Consider the following 15,327-nt stretch of genomic DNA (forward strand, 5'->3'; position numbering starts at 1 on the left):
GCCACGACTTTCGGATCATGGCCGTCGGCGAGCCACGGATTGGCCAGACGTAGTGCTGGTATTCGGATCGAACCCAGCAACCGCTCTCCGACCGTGAACTTGTGAACATGGCTTTCGCGTTTGAATGCCAGGATCAACGTCTTGCCCTCAGCCGATGCTGGCCCTGTCGAGACAAGTGTCTCTTGATCCGCCAAGGATGCGAAGTCCGACCAGTTCCCCGCATGGAAAGGGGCACGCTGTTCGCTCTGCGCCCAAGCATCGCGCAGGTCGGATGTCATTCCGCAGGTCGTGGACGGTGTGCTCGTCATGGCTTGATCCATCCCGCGACCCTCTGCAAGGCGATGCCCGCACCCTTTACCCGAGCCTCGAACACGGCCTGTGGCATCACCGCCTCCGGCATGGCGATGCGGGGCAGGACGAGCGGGTCATCGTCTTTGCTGCGGTGCGCCGATCGCGTGGTGAAGGCCGTCACGAAGCCCGCGGCGCGCAGGCACGCCAGGGTGCTGTCATCATGGCTGTCCGGTGTCCCATATGGATAAGCAAAATAGGGTGAATGCCCAAGTTGCAACTCGATGCCAAATCTTGACGCTTCAATCTCGAATTTGCGGCGAACCGCGGACTGCCGGGCAATCCTTGGATGTGATACGGAATGGCAGCCAATCGTCATCCCCGCATCTCGCAGATCTCGCAACTCTGACCAGGTGCAGAGGTTCTGGTCCGGCTGCGGGCAATTCAACCGCTCTTCAGCTATTAGCCAAGTGTCGCGATCGTCGCTCATGATCAGGGCGTCGATCAGCGCCGTATTGCCATCGGTGTCAAGCGTGTATGTCCGCCCCTCAAAATCAAAGGTCTCGCCCTTTTGGGCATGGAACCGCAGATGGGCCGTGACCCGCAAATGCGCTTCGTCATCGTTGTGATGACCGGATGCCTGCGCCGTCCACCCCGCGCAGACAAATTGTGCAACCGGTATCTCGGCGGCCTTGAACAGGTCATGCACCTCCATGATGTCCCGTTTTGCATCGTCAACCGTGACCAGCAGCGGGGCCTTTCCGATGCCTTGACCCGAGCCTGCCTGTGTCGAGATGTCAGCCAAGCTGACTGGTTGATAGTGCGTGGCAAGAAAGGCGATCTGCCTTTTCAACCGTGATCGCGCAACATCCCATGATTCGTCCTCAAACCTGAACCCGTGAAACAGGATAGTTGTCAGCCCCGCATCCGTATTGGGGGACAGGAGTTGCTGTAAACCCAGTCTATCGCTTAGGAGAATGGCCGTGTTCTTGAAGCGGCTCATCGAACCGCATCGTCCGTCAGCTTCCGAATTGTCCGCAATGTCGTGGGCGATTGGACGTAGACGCTCCACCCCGCGCGATGCAGCGCGGACACAGACGCCACATTGTGGACCGATACCCGGGACGACAGCATCCCCAGCCCGGCATTCCGGGCCGCGTCTTCCAGACCCTTGTAAAGGTGATGCGCGATCCGCATACCTCTGAACTGCGGTCTTACCACCATGAATTCCGCCTTCAGATAGGGTTCGGATCGAAGGATGCCTTCGGGAAATGGCGGCAGGTCTGGCAAGGAGCGATTTTTGTCGTTTTCACCGGACGTTCGGACCTGCCGATGCCGAGCAAGACGTTTTGCGACGACCGGCCATGCGGCCATTGGCGTCATCCACGCCGGGTCGCTGAGCAAGGTTTTCCAAGGCCGCTCACCCAGGGAGTGGCCAAAGATGAAACCAAGAAAGTCACCGGAACCTGACCGGGCCTCGACGTAAAAGACGTCGCTCCGCGTTTTCCACCGAACGCACAGTCGTTCGACAGCCCAGACCGGCATGTGGACCAATGGGTAATCCTCATAAAAGAGGCCCAAATTGCGCCCCATCGTATCCGGGTTAAGATGACATTTCACCTGGCTCAATTCCGTCATGCCCGGCCTCGACTATCATGTCCATAATTTGCGAACTATGCCGGACACGGGTGGGTCTCACAAGATGACCCTTCACTTAGCAGTCATAGGTCAACTTGAGATCTGCGGCAAAGCCATGAAACACACCGTCAATCAACCCTCGAGTTCCGTTGATCCAGCGAAGTTCGAGGGGTCTGGCCGACCGCTGCCATGGCAAAAACGCAGCATCGCGCGGATATTTGTTGGAGCGACTTCGAACTGGCTTTGGTCCGCATGTTCACGCGCGCCTTGCAAGCAATCATCAAGAGATGGAGAAATCGACAGTGGATGAACAGTGCGAGCGCTTTTGTCGTCACGGATTACCTTTGGTCATCCTGAGGTCCCTTCTCGAAGCTATGGCGCACGAAATCACGCAAATAGTAGGGTGGCGTCAACGGTTGGCCGCGCAGCTTCCGGTGAATGCGCTGCACTGCCAATGACGCCGCTACGGAAAGGTTGAGCAGTGTCACGTTTCCGCCGCGGCCTGTTGTGCGGAAAAAGTGGTTGCGGGACGCAAACCAGTACGGCGGTATGCGGCGTTCCGACACGTGCATGCCGGTCGACACGCCGCCAGAGTGAAAGACACGGGCGTCCGGGATGCACCAGATCTCGTAGCCTGCCGCCGAGATGCGATGGCAAAGTTCGATTTCTTCCCAATACAGAAAGAACCGTTCGTCAAAGAGGTCTGACTGGCGCAATGCCGACAGGCGCGCGACGAAGCTCGCTCCGGTCACCCAGTCGACCCGAACTGGCGCGCTCGGCGTTTCAATTGCCATGCGATGACGACCAAGAAGTTTCCGCACAACGGTCAGCGACAAAGCGCGCTCGACCTCGCTCAGAAATGATGGAAACCGGAACAGCGAACCTGCAATTCGCCGTCTTCCCCTTCAAGCAACCCGCCCACGACGCCAGCGGCGGGCGTGGCATCAAGAAAAGATGTCATGGCCAGAATGCTGCCGGGGGCTGGTATCGCGTCAGGGTTCAAGAAATAAATGTAATCCGGAGGCGAATCCTCAGCCATCGCGCGCCGTACGGCCAGGTTGTTTCCCGCCCCGAAGCCGCTGTTGCACTTGGCATCGATCACGTCGACGACATCGCCCCAGCCCCGCGCAGCGATCGCTTCGCGCAGCATGATCGCCGAACTGTCCGGCGACTGATTATCGACGATCCAGAAGCGCGCACCACCGTCAAAGGCACGCAGTTGTGCGACTGTCTGATCCATCCCCTCAAGGATCGCTTCGGCACAGGCATAGTTGACGGTAACGACGAGAAGCTTCGAAGTCATTTCCAAGAATCCGGCTCCTGCAATTCGCAGGCTTTATGCACGATCCAACGCGCCGTGCAAGTTGGGCAGATGTGCTTTCATGAACCGACCCATGGTTCGTCTGGCGACGCTTCTTGCCCGGGTAGGGTTCCGTGGCTTCGAAACGCGCGGCCTGCGGTGCGCCCTGTAGGCAAAGTCCGCGAGACGACCTGAATCGCCACGCGGTATTCGCGCTACCGCGCCGCGATTACGGTCTGCTTCTGCGCGCCAAGGCCCTCGACCTCGACCTCCATCACATCGCCGGGGCGCAGGAAGCGTTGCGGCGTCATCCCCATGCCAACACCCGACGGCGTGCCGGTGGCGATGATGTCGCCCGGGCGCAGTTCCATGAATTGGGACATGTAGCTGACGATCTGGCGCACGGAAAAGATCATGTCGGAGGTGTTGGAATCCTGCACCGTCTTTCCGTTCAGCTTCAGAGTCACGCGCAGGGTCTGCGGGTCGCCCACCTCATCCGCCGTGACCAGATAGGGACCGGTCGGGCCAAAGGTAGGGGCGGATTTGCCTTTGATCCACTGGCCGCCGCGTTCGGTCTGGAAGCTGCGTTCCGACACGTCATTGATCGTGCAATAGCCGGCGACATGATCCAGCGCGTTCTCTTCGGAGACATAGAGTGCGGTCTTGCCGATCACGACGCCCAACTCGACCTCCCAATCGCCCTTCCGGGATGTGCGCGGAATCACGACGTCGTCGTTGGGGCCAGACAAGGCAGAGGTCGCCTTGGAGAAGATGATCGGCTCTTTCGGCTTGTCCATGCCGGATTCCTCGGCGTGCAGGGCGTAATTCAGCCCGATGCAGAAGAAGTTCGGCACCCATGCGAGGCAAGATCCAATGCGTCCGGGTGTGTCCACGACGGGCAGGGTGGTCACGTCGATGGCGCGGATGCGGTCCAATGCAACCAGTGCCACGGCAGGACCGGCCAGGTCGGGGACATGGGCGGACAGGTCGCGCACCTTGCCGTCGCCATCCAGGATGCCGGTCTTTTCCTGACCCTCAGGCCCGTAGCGAAGTAGTTTCATGGTCTTCCTTTCTGTTGGCGCCGTCTGACGCCTCTGCGATTTCGCGGGCGACGACGTTGATGATGTCCTCGGCCAGGTGATCAAGATGTACGCCGATGGCGTCACGGACGGCGGGGGCGTCACGGTCGCGCAGGGCGTCCACGATATGGCTGTGATGGTCGATGACCCGTTCACGGTTGCGGCGCTGGATCGCTGCCAGAAAGCGCGACCGCCAGAGCCGCGACAGGAATGTGCAGTGGATATCGGCAAGCGGTTCATTATGCGCCGCGCGGGCTAGCGCTGCGTGGAAGGACATGTCGATCTCGAACATCTCGACCGCGTCGAGGATGTCGAATTGATCCGACATCACCTGCACGATGGCAGTCAGGGCAGCGATGTCCTCGTCGGTGGCACGGGTGCAGGCAAGCTCGCCGGACAGCTTTTCCACCGCCAGCAGTACCTCTACCTCGTCCGAAATCTGCTTGACCGAAGGCATCGAGACGATGGGGCTACGGGCGGGGCGCAATTCGACCAGGCCTTCGGTGGCGAGGATGCGAATCGCCTCGCGCAGGGGGGTGCGGCTGACGCCGAGCTTTTCGGCGTTGTCGCGTTCCTTGATCGACATACCGGGACGTAGCACACCCCGCAGGATGTCGCGCCGCAGCTGATTTGCAATCTGGGCAGGAAGGGTCTGGTCGGCCATGATGTTGCAGCGGTTCCCTGATGTTGCAGGCGCAAGGCCCCTGGACGGCACTGGAACGGGGCCGGGACCGTCGCCGAATTTTGGTATACCGAAATTTGTTGCGTGTCGAGGATCACCTCGCTAACGTCTTTCCAGATGGTATACCATCTTCGTTTGCGCACCGGGGAGGGTGTGTGAAACTGAAAAATGGCACCCGGGAGGGCATGCCAAGGGAGGACGACCGAAAATGTCATTCAAAACAGTCATACTGTCTTCCGTCGCTGTCGCCGCACTGGCCGCACCGGCGTTCGCGCAGACGAACCTGCGGATATCGACACACTATGCGACGGAACATCCCAGCGGCAAGTTGCTGGCTGCCTTCGCCGATGACGTGACGACGATGTCGGACGGCGACCTGACGATCGAAATGTTTTATTCCAGTTCCGTCGTCGGCACGACCGAGACCTTCGATGCTGCGATCAACGGCATTCTGGACTGCGACGCGACCGGCGGTGCCTACCAGACCGGCAAGAACCCGGCATTCCAGTTCGTCGGCGACATCATGGGCGGCTACGAGACGCCTTGGCAGCAGTATTCCTGGCTGTACTACGGCGGTGGCTATGATGCCGCGCAAGAGCTTTACAACGCGCAGGGCATGCAACTGATCGGCTGGTCGATCTACGGTCAGGAATCCATGTCCTCGTCCAAGCCTCTGGCGGGGCTCAGCGACCTTCAGGGCTGGAAATTCCGTTCGCCGCCGGGGATGGAGACCGAGATCTTCCAGGAATTGGGTGCCACGCCTATCGTGATGGATTTCACCGAAATCTTCACCGCGCTGGAAACCGGGATCATCGACGGAGCCGACGCGTCGGGCCTCGCGAACAACGTGGGCCTAGGCATTTACGACGTCGTCCAGCACGCGACCTATCCCGGCTTTCATTCGATGCCGTCGGACCACCTGGCCTGCAACAAGACCGTCTGGGACGGCCTGACCGAAAGCCAGCGTCGCATCATCGACACCGCCTGGCAGAAGCTGTCCTTCCAGATCGCCCTGTCGAACGAGAAAGCCAATGCCGAAGCCGCCGCGGCCCTGACCGCGGACGGCGTGACGCTCCATGACTGGTCTCCCGAGGATCGCGCCGCATTCCGCAAGGGAGCGCAGGTTGCCTGGGAGGATTGGGGCACCCGTTCGCCGGAGGCCGGCAAACTGTTGGCCAGTCACAAGGAATACATGACCCAATTGGGTCTGATCGCCGAGTAGGTCGGCACCTGCGACGACACGGGGCGGGCCTGACGCATGGGCCCGCCTTTCTCGACCCCTTTGCAGGGGGCGCTGGGTGGGGACCATGTGATGACAGACAACTCGCTGTGGCTGGGCCGAATGCGCGCGCCGATCAAGATGGCGATGGTCGCCTTCATCGTGTTGACGCTGGTGCTTTATGCCTGGCTGATCGCGCAAAAGATCGTCAGCGCCGACGCCTACGGCATGTACGAGATGATCCGCCCGGCGGGTCGCCCCATGGTCCAGGTCATGCTGATCAGCCTGAGCCTCGCCCTGCTGTCCGCGTCGGTGTTCCTGTCGGATACCAAGGGTGCGATCGAGACGCCACCGGACGGGTTCTTTGACCTGCTGTCGGTCGTGCTGGGGCGGCTATCGATGATCATGACGGCCTTCATCGTGCTGGTGATGTTCTACGAGGTCGTCAGCCGCTACGTATTCTCCAAACCGACGCTGTGGGCCAATGAACTCAGTCTGTGGCTCGGTGCCTTCGTGTTCCTGCTGTCGGGGCTCTACGCCATGCAGCAACGCAGCCATATCCGCATCTACGTGATCTATGACATGATGCCCCGCTGGGCGCAGAAAATGTCGGATTGCATATCCGTACTGCTGATCGTGGCCTTTGCCGTGGCGCTGGTCTGGGGCGGCTACACCGATGCCGAGAACCGCTTCTTGCGGATGGAAACCTTCGGCACCGCCTGGGACCCGCCGATTCCCGGTCTGCTGAAGCCGGGGCTGCTGATCATCATCGTGATGGTGGCGATTCAGGCCGTATCGAACCTGATCGCGGACTGGCACAAGGACCCGTCCGAGATGGGATCGCCTGACGACATCGACGAGGTCGAGATCGATAACATCCGCCGCACACTTGAGGAACAGAAGTAATGGTCGATATCGGCACCCTGAGCCTGATCGTGCTGCTGGGCATGTTCGCCCTGCTGGCGATCGGGATGCCGCTGGGCTTCGCCTCGGCCTTCCTAGCGGTGGTGACGCTATCGTTGAAGTTTCCGCCGGACCTGCTGTGGGGCGATTTCGGACGCGGGCCGATGTCCGTGCTGGGGCAGGCCGTCTATCGGCAGATGACGAATTACGTCCTGATCTCTGTCCCGCTATTCATCTTCATGGCGGCGTTGCTGGAACGGTCCGGCATCGCCCGCGACATGTATTCGTCCTTGAACGTCTGGCTGGCGCAGGTGCGCGGCGGCATCGCGGTCGTCACATCGGTCATGGCGGTCATCATGGCCGCCATGTCAGGCATCATCGGAGGAGAGGTGGTGCTGCTGGGACTGATCGCGCTGCCGCAAATGCTGCGGCTCGGCTATGACCAGAACCTCGCGGTGGGGACGATCTGCGCCTCCGGCAGTCTTGGGACGATGATCCCGCCGTCGATCGTGCTGATCTTCTACGGGCTGGTCACGGAAACCAGTATCAAGGCGCTGTTCACCGCGTCATTCCTGCCGGGCTTCATGCTGGCGTCATTCTTTCTGATCTACATCGTCGTGCGCACGCAGTTGCAGCCGTCGCTGGCCCCCTTGCCCCCGATCGTCGAAGGACAGCCGCGCGGCGGGCAGAAGGGCCTGATGTTCCTGGGTTTCCTGTCGCGCTTCATGCTCTGGGTGACGGGTGTGCTGCTGGTGCGGGCCGTGTTCTTTACCCTGACCGGCGACAATGCGATCCGCGACGGGCAGGACCCGATTCCGTTGGGCATGGTCAGCGATATTCCCTGGATCGTCGGAACCGGCGTCCTGTGTGTGCTGCTGATCCTCTTGGTGGTGGGCCGCGAGAGGACTGCAAAGGGCTGGGACATGGGCCGCGGCCTGATCGCCCCCATTGTCGTGATCGGTGTCGTGCTGGGGTCGATCTATGGTGGCATCACCGGGATCACCGAGGCGGCCGGCATGGGAGTCATCGCCGTCTTCGTCATCGGTCTGGCCCGGCGCGAGATGACGTTCGACATCGTCTGGGACAGTCTGATCCGCACGCTGCGGTCCACCGGCACGATCATCTGGGTGACGATCGGTGCTGCCGCTTTGGCAGCTGCCTATACGCTGGTCGGCGGGCCGACCTATGTGGCGAACCTGATCGTGGGGGCGGATCTGCCGACGATGGGGATCATCCTGGTGATGATGTTCGTCTTCCTGATCATGGGCATGTTCATGGACTGGGTCGGTATCGTGTTGCTGATCATGCCGGTGTTCCTGCCCATCGTGCTTCGTCTGCCAGCCGAGGAAATTGGATTCATGTCGTCCATTGATGCACGGTTCATCCCGATCTGGTTCGGCGTGGTGTTCTGCATGAACATGCAGGTCAGCTTCTTGTCGCCACCCTTTGGCCCCGCCGCGTTCTACCTGAAATCCGTGGCACCCGCGCACATCAGCCTGACGGACATCTTCAAAGGGTTCCTGCCGTTCATTGCCTTGCAGCTTGTTGCACTGAGCGTGCTGCTGATCTGGCCGCCCATCGTGACCCTGTTCCTGTAGCAAAGCGAGCATGGGGTTGAATTCGTTGTGGACACACTGGAAAGGTTGCGGACATGAGATTGACCGACGCGCAGAAAGAGCAGTTCGAGACCGACGGGTATCTGGTGGTGGACAACGTGCTGCCACCGGCGCTGCTGGACCGGATCAGGGGCGAATATGCGACCTTGCTGGACGGGCTATACGATGACTGGGAACGGCAGGGGCGGGTACCGCCTGCCTCCGGCGACTTCTTTGACAAGCTGCTGCAAAGCTACGCCGCCGGTTGCGACTGGTTTCAGCCGATGGACATTTCCCTGCCCGGCGATCAGGTCGCCGCTGACACGCCCTTCCACTTCGGCCCGGCAGTGTTCGACATGGTGACGGCCCCCGGCCTGCTGGACGTGGTCGAGGATCTGATCGGGCCGGAAATAACCTCCAACCCCATCCAGCATGTCCGGATGAAACCGCCCGCCACCGGTCTGCGCGACAGCGAGGCGCGGGCCCACATCATGGCGACGGACTGGCATCAGGACCGGGCGGTGGCGCTGGAAGAGGGCGATCAGACGCAGATGGTCACGGTCTGGCTGGCGATCACCGATGCGACGCTGGACAACGGCTGCCTGCAGGTGATCCCCGGTCGGCCTCAGATGTATCCACACTGTCAAAAGCGGCAAACGGCGATCGCGGACGGCTGCCTTGATCTGTCGCAGGCGAAACCCTTGCCGGTCAAGGCCGGGGGTGCCGTGATCTTTCACCCGCTGACGCCGCACGCGTCACGCGACAATGTATCGGACCGGTTCCGCTGGTCGTTTGATGTGCGCTACAACGTGACCGGCCAGCCGACGGGACGGTCGCATTTCCCGGAGTTCGTCGCGCGCTCTGCGACGCTGCCGGTTCTGGACGATTGGCACGATTGGCGGGACCTGTGGGTCGATGCGCGGGCCCGGCTGGCGGGGCAGGCGCATATCCCGATCCATCGCTGGTCCTCGGACGCACCTGCCTGTGCATGATTCAGAACACAAAAGGACGATAACGTGAGACTTCAAGGCAAATGCGCATTCATTACGGCTACGGCACAGGGCATCGGCCGGGCGATTGCAGAGACCTATGTGCGCGAAGGCGCAACCGTCATCGCGACCGACCTGAAGGCCGACGCGCTGTATGATCTGGCGGGGGCCACGACATTCGGGCTGGACGTGACGGACAAGGCGGCGCTGCAAAAGGCAGTGGCCGAGGCAGAGTGCGATATCCTCGTGAATTGCGCAGGCTTCGTCCATGCAGGCAATATCGAGGCCTGCACCGACGATGAGTTCGAGTTCGCGATGACCCTGAACGTGCGGTCGCAGTTCCACTCCATGCAGGCCGTATTGCCGGGGATGGCCGCGCGCGGCGGCGGGTCGATCGTGAACATCGCAAGCGTCGTGTCCAGCATCGTGGGCGCGCCGAACCGCTTCATCTATGGCGCGTCCAAGGCTGCCGTCATCGGCATGACGAAATCGGTTGCGGTGGACTACGTCACGCAGGGCGTGCGGTGCAACTGCATCTGTCCCGGCACCGTGGACAGCCCGTCGCTGCACGATCGCCTGCGAGCGATGGGCGACTATGAGGCTGCCCGCAAGCAGTTCAACGCCCGCCAGCCAATGGGCCGGATCGGCACCGCGCAAGAGATCGCGAACCTTGCGCTGTATCTGGGCGGGGACGAAAGCGCATTCACGACAGGCCAGGCGCATGTGATCGACGGTGGGTGGGCGATGGCCTGATGCCGCAAGCCATCGCGCCCAAGGTTGACCGCACGGCCCTTGGGCTGGGCGTCATGGTGGCGACGGTCTGCATCTTCACGATGATCGACACCTCGGCAAAGTGGCTGGTGACGGCGGGGCTGCCTGCGTTGCAGGTCGTCTTCGCCCGGTATGCTGTCCACTTTGCGCTGGCCGTCGTCGTGTTCTTGCCGCAGGAGGGGCCGGGCGCTTTCCGGTCGCAGCGGCCAAGGCTGCAATTCATGCGGTCGGTCTTCCTCTTTGGATCGACGATCCTGAACTTCACGGCACTGAAGTTCCTGCCGATCACCGTGACGACGACCATCATGTTCGCAGGGCCAATCGTCGTGACGCTGCTGGCCATTCCCATGCTGGGCGAGAAGGTCGGGCGGCATCGCCTTGTCGCAGTTTGCGTCGGCTTTCTGGGGGTCATCGTCGTGATGCAGCCCTGGGGGGTGAACTTCCATCCAGCGATGTTGCTGAATATGGGCGCGCTGTGTCTTGCGTCGCTGTATTTCATCATGACGCGGATGTTGGCCGGGATCGAGCGGAACGCGACCAGCCAGTTGTGGTCCGCAGGATTGGCGACGCTGTGCCTTGCGCCTTTTGCGGTGTCGGGCTGGGTCTGGCCGACAGCACCCGCGGACTGGGCGTTCTTTGCCTTGATCGGCATCTTCGGCGGGGTTGGCCACATTCTGGCGGTCGCCGCACACCGGATGGCGGATGCCAGCATCCTCGCCCCGGTCATCTACATCCAGATCGTGCTGGCGGGGGTGGCCGGGATCGTGTTCTTCGACACATGGCCCACGGTCTGGACGCTGGGCGGCGGTGCTATCATCATCTGCGCGGGCATCTATATCTGGCACCGGGAACAGCAGCTGGCGCGGATGGTGACGCCGGCCAACGTTCACGCCCGGGACCCGTTGCCGCCGGGCAATTAGGCTTTCGACAAGGTTGTCCGCGACAGGAACCGGCGGCCCGAGATCGCGATGCCGTCAGTGATGTCGGCCAGAATCGCATCGCCTAGCGCAGCGCTGTCGCGGCGGCGCAGTGCGTCGAGGATTTGCCGATGCCGGTCCTGCACATAGTATTTCAGCCCTTGATCCACGACCAGCCGCTGAAATGGACCGAGTTGCAGCCAGATACTCTCGATGACCGGCATCGCGGTCTGATGCGGGTTTACGGTGTAAAGGCGGCGGTGGAATGCCTGATTGTTCACCGTCAATCCGGTCTGATCGCCGGCAGCAATGGCGGCGTCGCAGGCGCGGTCAAGCTCAGCCATGTCGGCAATCGCAACTTCCGAGACATAGGGCAGGGCGCGGCGGGCGGCATAGACCTCGACCGTGATGCGGAGCGACAGGATCTCCTCGAACCGCTGCGGCGTCATGGCAGGGATGCGCATCCGGCGGTTTTCCAGAACCTCGATGGCGTGTTCCGATGACAGGCGGCGGACAGCTTCGCGCACGGGGGTCTGGCTGCAGTCCAGCGCGTCGGACAGGCCGCGGAGGGTCAGTGTGGTGTCGGGTGCAAAGACGCCCGTCATGATCGCGGCGCGCAGGCGCTGATACACCTCTTCATGGTCGGAGGTGCCCGGGGGCAGTGAAAGGGCCGGAATTTCGGGCATGATATCGGATTTCCAAGGATTTCCGGCAGTTTACCGATCGCTGTCGTTGACACAACTAAAATATGATCATATTCCTGTCTTAATTATCAAACTGATCGAGAGTTACTGAGATGGACAAGCACGCGGACCTTCAGTGGCTGAACGAACAGACCGACATCGAAAACGTCTTTGCCTGCATCTGCGATCTGAACGGCACCCTGCGGGGCAAGCGGGTGGATGTGGGACAGGCGGAAAAGATACTGAACGGGTCGGTGCGGATGCCGCTGTCGCTGGCCGGTCTGGACATCTGGGGCGAGGATATCGAGGTGTCCGCACTGGTCTTCGAGACGGGGGATGCGGACGGCGTGTGTCAATACACCGGGCGTGGCATCCTGCCGATCAACTGGACCTCGCGGCCCACGGCGCTGATCCCTCTGACGTTGTATAACGAAGACGGCCGCCCTTTCATGGGCGACCCTCGCCATGCGCTGGACGCGGTGGTGAAACGCTATGCCGAGAAGGGACTGACGCCCGTGGTGGCGACGGAGCTGGAGTTCTATCTTGTCGACCCGACCGAGACGATCCCGCAGCCACCGCTGTCGCCTGTCACCGGCAAGCGATTGGACAGCGACGGCGCGCTGTCTTTGGATGAACTGGAGCATTTCGACGAGTTCCTGAATGACGTTTATGCAGCGTGTTATGCGCAGGGCATCCCTGCTGATTCAGCTATTTCCGAGAACGGTGCGGGCCAGTTCGAGATTAACATGCGCCATATCGGCGACGCCCTGCGGGCCGCCGATGACGCCGTGCTGTTCAAGCGTCTGGTGCGCGGCATTGCCCGCAAGCACGGCTTTGCCGCGACATTCATGGCAAAGCCTTACGGCGACCGGGCGGGCAGCGGGTTTCACGTCCACTTCAGCCTTGAGGATGAAGACGGCAAGAACGTCTTTGACAACGGCGGCGAAGAAGGCACGCCGATCATGATGCACGCGGTGGCGGGCCTTTTGCATACGATGCAGGAAAACGCGCTGGTCTTCGCGCCGCACGAAAACTCTTTCCGCCGGCTGCTGCCGGGGACGCATGCGCCGTCCTCAGTCGCCTGGGGTTATGAAAACCGCACCGTCGCCGTGCGGATTCCGGGCGGCCATCACAAGGCACGGCGGATCGAACACCGCGTCGCAGGTGCCGATGCGAACCCCTATCTGGTGCTGGCCAGCATCCTGGGCGGTGCGCTGCTGGGGATCGAGGGCGCATGGGAGCCGACGAAGGCGCTGGTCGGTGATGCCTATGCGCAGGAAAAGGAACTGGCCCACCTGCCGCTGGACTGGGCGACTGCCATTCAGGCCTTCAAGAACGGCGCGCATATCCAGTCGATCTATGCGCCGCGATTGCAACGGATGCTGGTGGATTGCAAGCGACAGGAACAGCACCGGTTCAACCGGCATGTGACAGAATTCGAATACGATACCTACCTGGAGACGGTTTAATGACCCATCCCTATGCCGGTACCGGTGACCATACGGGCAGCTACTACGCCACCTCGGCCAACCCGTCACCAGAACGGCCACCGGTGCACGGCGACATCACGGCCGACATCTGCGTCGTGGGCGCGGGTTATTCCGGTCTGTCGACCGCGCTTCATCTGGCCGAGAAAGGCCATTCGGTCGTCATCGTCGAAGGCGCGCGCGTCGGCTGGGGGGCATCGGGCCGCAATGGCGGTCAGATCGTGAACGGGCTGAATGCGTCGTTGCAGACGATCGAACGCCGCTATGGCCGCGACACCGCCACCTTCGTCGCCGGGATCGTGCAGGAAGGCGGCGAGATCATCCGCGACCGCGTAGTGAAATACGACATCCAGTGCGACCTGAAGCCGAACAACGTCTTCGTCGGGTTGACAGATGCACACATGAGGGAACTCGAGGCGCGGCAGGCGCTGTGGCGCAGCTATGGCATCGACAATCAGGTGATGCTGGACCGCAACCAGCTGCGCAATCATGTGAAGTCGGACCTTTACGCCGGCGGTCTGCTGGACCGGACTGGCGGGCACATGCACCCGCTGAACCTGGCGTTGGGCGAAGCAGCGGCCTTTGAGTCCCTCGGCGGCGTGATCCACGAAATGTCCCCGATCCTGTCGGCCGACACCATGGCAGCGCGGCCGGTGGTCCGCACCGCGCAAGGCTCTGTCACCTGCAAGACGCTGGTGCTGTGCGGCAATGCCTATCTGGGCCATGCCGTCCCCGATCTGGAGCCGCGCGTGATGCCGGTATCGACGCAGGTCATGGCGACGGAACCCCTGGACCCGGACCTTGCCGCCGATCTGATGCCCGGCGACGATTGCATCGAGGATATCCGTTACATCCTCGACTACTACCGGCTGAGCGCGGACAAGCGCATGCTGTTCGGCGGCGGCACGGTCTATGGCGGGTCGGACCCGAAGGACATCAAGGTCAAGCTGAAGCGCAACATGGACAAGGTGTTTCCACGCCTGCGCGACGCCCGGATCGACTACGCTTGGTCGGGCAATTTCGCGCTGTCCTTCAGCAGGGTGCCGCAGATGGGGCGGCTGGGCAGCAATACCTATTACGCGCACGGCTATTCGGGGCATGGCGTGACGGGCAGCCATCTGTTCGGCCGCATCCTGAGCGAGGCGATCAACGGCGACCTGTCGCGGTTCGATGTCTTCGCGGGCCTGAAATGGTACCCCTTCCCCGGTGGCCGCGCGCTGCGCGTGCCCTATTCGGTTCTGGGGTCTTGGTACTACGGCGTCCGCGACCGGCTGGGGCTATGAAACTGATCGATTGACGCGATTCAGCTTCATTCAGATAAGGTGCTTCCGGCCGGCCCTATTCGCCCCTGGATCACAAGACGCGCGCGCTGTCTGAGGGGCAGGGGCCGGGGAACGCGATGTGGCAGTTCATCAAACCCGGTCGGACGTTGTAACCCATCAATGACCCGAATTGTGAACGTGCCTCGGCTATCGTCTTGTAACCGAGGAAGCTGGCCGAAGAGCAGATGTATTCCGGACTAGCCCGTGGCTCGTGGGCGAATCGGTCCAGCAAAGCGCGTGCGATGCAAGGAGCAAATGCTTTCCGACGTTGTTAACTTGGCCTTGACCGTCCATGGACGGCGACTGCTGCCGCAGTTCGAAAACATTCGCAAAATCATCATTTTCCATGAAGATGCATGATTGCCCAGAATACCTAGCCACGAAATTAATTCTACGTTATACTGCCTCTACTTCAAAACCCGAAAGTTCTCGTGGGTTATGACGCGGAAGTTGT

At 61.4% G+C, this 15,327-nt stretch carries 17 protein-coding genes; 9 read left to right on the forward strand and 8 right to left on the reverse strand.

All coding sequences use genetic code 11. From position 1 onward, the window contains the following. The 3 genes from ACOI1H_RS18745 to ACOI1H_RS18755 form a co-directional block, all read right to left on the reverse strand. Positions 1-308 (reverse strand): hypothetical protein (locus ACOI1H_RS18745; protein ID WP_422439356.1); only part of this gene is annotated, 308 nt, incomplete at its 3' end. Further along, positions 305-1,093, reverse strand: a complete 789-nt coding sequence (locus ACOI1H_RS18750) for a polysaccharide deacetylase family protein (protein ID WP_422439357.1) — start codon at positions 1,091-1,093, stop codon at positions 305-307. The genes ACOI1H_RS18750 and ACOI1H_RS18745, both read right to left, overlap by 4 nt. Positions 1,094-1,287: 194 nt before the next feature. After that, positions 1,288-1,512 carry a GNAT family N-acetyltransferase gene (locus ACOI1H_RS18755; RefSeq protein WP_422439358.1) on the reverse strand — a complete coding sequence of 75 codons (225 nt, stop codon included), beginning with the start codon at positions 1,510-1,512 and terminating at the stop codon, positions 1,288-1,290. Here ACOI1H_RS18755 and ACOI1H_RS18760 point away from each other — a divergent pair. After that, positions 1,471-1,758: a hypothetical protein gene (locus ACOI1H_RS18760; RefSeq protein ID WP_422439372.1), complete on the forward strand. Its 288-nt coding sequence runs from the start codon at positions 1,471-1,473 to the stop codon at positions 1,756-1,758. The genes ACOI1H_RS18755 and ACOI1H_RS18760 overlap by 42 nt on opposite strands. A 506-nt stretch (positions 1,759-2,264) precedes the next feature. Here the strand turns inward: ACOI1H_RS18760 and ACOI1H_RS18765 are convergent. The 4 genes from ACOI1H_RS18765 to ACOI1H_RS18780 form a co-directional block, all read right to left on the reverse strand. Further along, positions 2,265-2,762, reverse strand: a complete 498-nt coding sequence (locus ACOI1H_RS18765; protein WP_422439359.1) for a glycosyltransferase family 2 protein — start codon at positions 2,760-2,762, stop codon at positions 2,265-2,267. Positions 2,763-2,779: 17 nt separating this feature from the next. Next, positions 2,780-3,229 carry a glycosyltransferase gene (locus tag ACOI1H_RS18770; RefSeq protein ID WP_422439360.1) on the reverse strand — a complete coding sequence of 150 codons (450 nt, stop codon included), beginning with the start codon at positions 3,227-3,229 and terminating at the stop codon, positions 2,780-2,782. A 212-nt stretch (positions 3,230-3,441) separates the two neighbouring features. Beyond that, positions 3,442-4,287: a fumarylacetoacetate hydrolase family protein gene (locus ACOI1H_RS18775; RefSeq protein ID WP_422439361.1), complete on the reverse strand. Its 846-nt coding sequence runs from the start codon at positions 4,285-4,287 to the stop codon at positions 3,442-3,444. Next, positions 4,262-4,969: a GntR family transcriptional regulator gene (locus ACOI1H_RS18780; protein ID WP_422439362.1), complete on the reverse strand. Its 708-nt coding sequence runs from the start codon at positions 4,967-4,969 to the stop codon at positions 4,262-4,264. Before ACOI1H_RS18780 ends, ACOI1H_RS18775 begins: the two co-directional genes overlap by 26 nt. Positions 4,970-5,195: 226 nt before the next feature. Between ACOI1H_RS18780 and ACOI1H_RS18785 the strand changes: the two genes are divergently transcribed. The 6 genes from ACOI1H_RS18785 to ACOI1H_RS18810 all read left to right on the forward strand — a co-directional run bounded on the left by ACOI1H_RS18785 (position 5,196) and on the right by ACOI1H_RS18810 (position 11,384). After that, positions 5,196-6,209 carry a TRAP transporter substrate-binding protein gene (locus ACOI1H_RS18785; RefSeq protein ID WP_422439363.1) on the forward strand — a complete coding sequence of 338 codons (1,014 nt, stop codon included), beginning with the start codon at positions 5,196-5,198 and terminating at the stop codon, positions 6,207-6,209. A 90-nt stretch (positions 6,210-6,299) separates the two neighbouring features. Next, entirely contained in the window at positions 6,300-7,112 is an 813-nt protein-coding gene (locus ACOI1H_RS18790; RefSeq protein ID WP_422439364.1) for a TRAP transporter small permease subunit, read from the forward strand. After that, complete coding sequence (locus ACOI1H_RS18795) at positions 7,112-8,707, forward strand: TRAP transporter large permease (RefSeq protein ID WP_422439365.1); 1,596 nt, start codon at positions 7,112-7,114, stop codon at positions 8,705-8,707. The genes ACOI1H_RS18790 and ACOI1H_RS18795 overlap by 1 nt, the downstream gene beginning before the upstream one ends. A gap of 53 nt (positions 8,708-8,760) precedes the next feature. Continuing rightward, positions 8,761-9,696 (forward strand): phytanoyl-CoA dioxygenase family protein, encoded by a 936-nt coding sequence (locus ACOI1H_RS18800; RefSeq protein WP_422439366.1) that lies wholly within the window; start codon positions 8,761-8,763, stop codon positions 9,694-9,696. A gap of 24 nt (positions 9,697-9,720) precedes the next feature. Beyond that, positions 9,721-10,446, forward strand: coding sequence for an SDR family oxidoreductase (locus tag ACOI1H_RS18805; protein ID WP_422439367.1), 726 nt, complete (start codon positions 9,721-9,723; stop codon positions 10,444-10,446). Further along, positions 10,446-11,384: a DMT family transporter gene (locus tag ACOI1H_RS18810; RefSeq protein ID WP_422439368.1), complete on the forward strand. Its 939-nt coding sequence runs from the start codon at positions 10,446-10,448 to the stop codon at positions 11,382-11,384. The genes ACOI1H_RS18805 and ACOI1H_RS18810 overlap by 1 nt, the downstream gene beginning before the upstream one ends. Here ACOI1H_RS18810 and ACOI1H_RS18815 read toward each other — a convergent pair. Next, entirely contained in the window at positions 11,381-12,067 is a 687-nt protein-coding gene (locus ACOI1H_RS18815) for a GntR family transcriptional regulator (protein ID WP_422439369.1), read from the reverse strand. The genes ACOI1H_RS18810 and ACOI1H_RS18815 overlap by 4 nt on opposite strands. A 110-nt stretch (positions 12,068-12,177) precedes the next feature. Here ACOI1H_RS18815 and ACOI1H_RS18820 point away from each other — a divergent pair, with 110 nt between their 5' ends. Together ACOI1H_RS18820 and ACOI1H_RS18825 are read left to right on the forward strand one after the other, a co-directional pair. After that, on the forward strand, positions 12,178-13,533 hold the full coding sequence (locus tag ACOI1H_RS18820; RefSeq protein WP_422439370.1) for a glutamine synthetase family protein: 1,356 nt from the start codon (positions 12,178-12,180) through the stop codon (positions 13,531-13,533). Further along, complete coding sequence (locus ACOI1H_RS18825) at positions 13,533-14,834, forward strand: NAD(P)/FAD-dependent oxidoreductase (protein WP_422439371.1); 1,302 nt, start codon at positions 13,533-13,535, stop codon at positions 14,832-14,834. Before ACOI1H_RS18820 ends, ACOI1H_RS18825 begins: the two co-directional genes overlap by 1 nt. Positions 14,835-15,327: the final 493 nt, after the last annotated feature.

It is taken from the genome of Loktanella sp. DJP18 (genome assembly GCF_049310965.1).
In the GTDB taxonomy this organism is placed as follows: domain Bacteria; phylum Pseudomonadota; class Alphaproteobacteria; order Rhodobacterales; family Rhodobacteraceae; genus Loktanella.

What these genes read in the sequence shown, in the direction of transcription:
- ACOI1H_RS18820 (WP_422439370.1), top strand. Translation starts at nt 12,178, where the DNA reads ATGGACAAGCACGCGGACCTTCAGTGGCTGAACGAACAGACCGACATC.
- ACOI1H_RS18795 (WP_422439365.1), top strand. Translation starts at nt 7,112, where the DNA reads ATGGTCGATATCGGCACCCTGAGCCTGATCGTGCTGCTGGGCATGTTC.
- ACOI1H_RS18810 (WP_422439368.1), top strand. Translation starts at nt 10,446, where the DNA reads ATGCCGCAAGCCATCGCGCCCAAGGTTGACCGCACGGCCCTTGGGCTG.
- ACOI1H_RS18760 (WP_422439372.1), top strand. Translation starts at nt 1,471, where the DNA reads ATGCGCGATCCGCATACCTCTGAACTGCGGTCTTACCACCATGAATTC.
- ACOI1H_RS18770 (WP_422439360.1), bottom strand. Translation starts at nt 3,229, where the DNA reads ATGACTTCGAAGCTTCTCGTCGTTACCGTCAACTATGCCTGTGCCGAA.
- ACOI1H_RS18825 (WP_422439371.1), top strand. Translation starts at nt 13,533, where the DNA reads ATGACCCATCCCTATGCCGGTACCGGTGACCATACGGGCAGCTACTAC.
- ACOI1H_RS18780 (WP_422439362.1), bottom strand. Translation starts at nt 4,969, where the DNA reads ATGGCCGACCAGACCCTTCCTGCCCAGATTGCAAATCAGCTGCGGCGC.
- ACOI1H_RS18785 (WP_422439363.1), top strand. Translation starts at nt 5,196, where the DNA reads ATGTCATTCAAAACAGTCATACTGTCTTCCGTCGCTGTCGCCGCACTG.
- ACOI1H_RS18815 (WP_422439369.1), bottom strand. Translation starts at nt 12,067, where the DNA reads ATGCCCGAAATTCCGGCCCTTTCACTGCCCCCGGGCACCTCCGACCAT.
- ACOI1H_RS18800 (WP_422439366.1), top strand. Translation starts at nt 8,761, where the DNA reads ATGAGATTGACCGACGCGCAGAAAGAGCAGTTCGAGACCGACGGGTAT.
- ACOI1H_RS18755 (WP_422439358.1), bottom strand. Translation starts at nt 1,512, where the DNA reads ATGGTGGTAAGACCGCAGTTCAGAGGTATGCGGATCGCGCATCACCTT.
- ACOI1H_RS18775 (WP_422439361.1), bottom strand. Translation starts at nt 4,287, where the DNA reads ATGAAACTACTTCGCTACGGGCCTGAGGGTCAGGAAAAGACCGGCATC.
- ACOI1H_RS18790 (WP_422439364.1), top strand. Translation starts at nt 6,300, where the DNA reads ATGACAGACAACTCGCTGTGGCTGGGCCGAATGCGCGCGCCGATCAAG.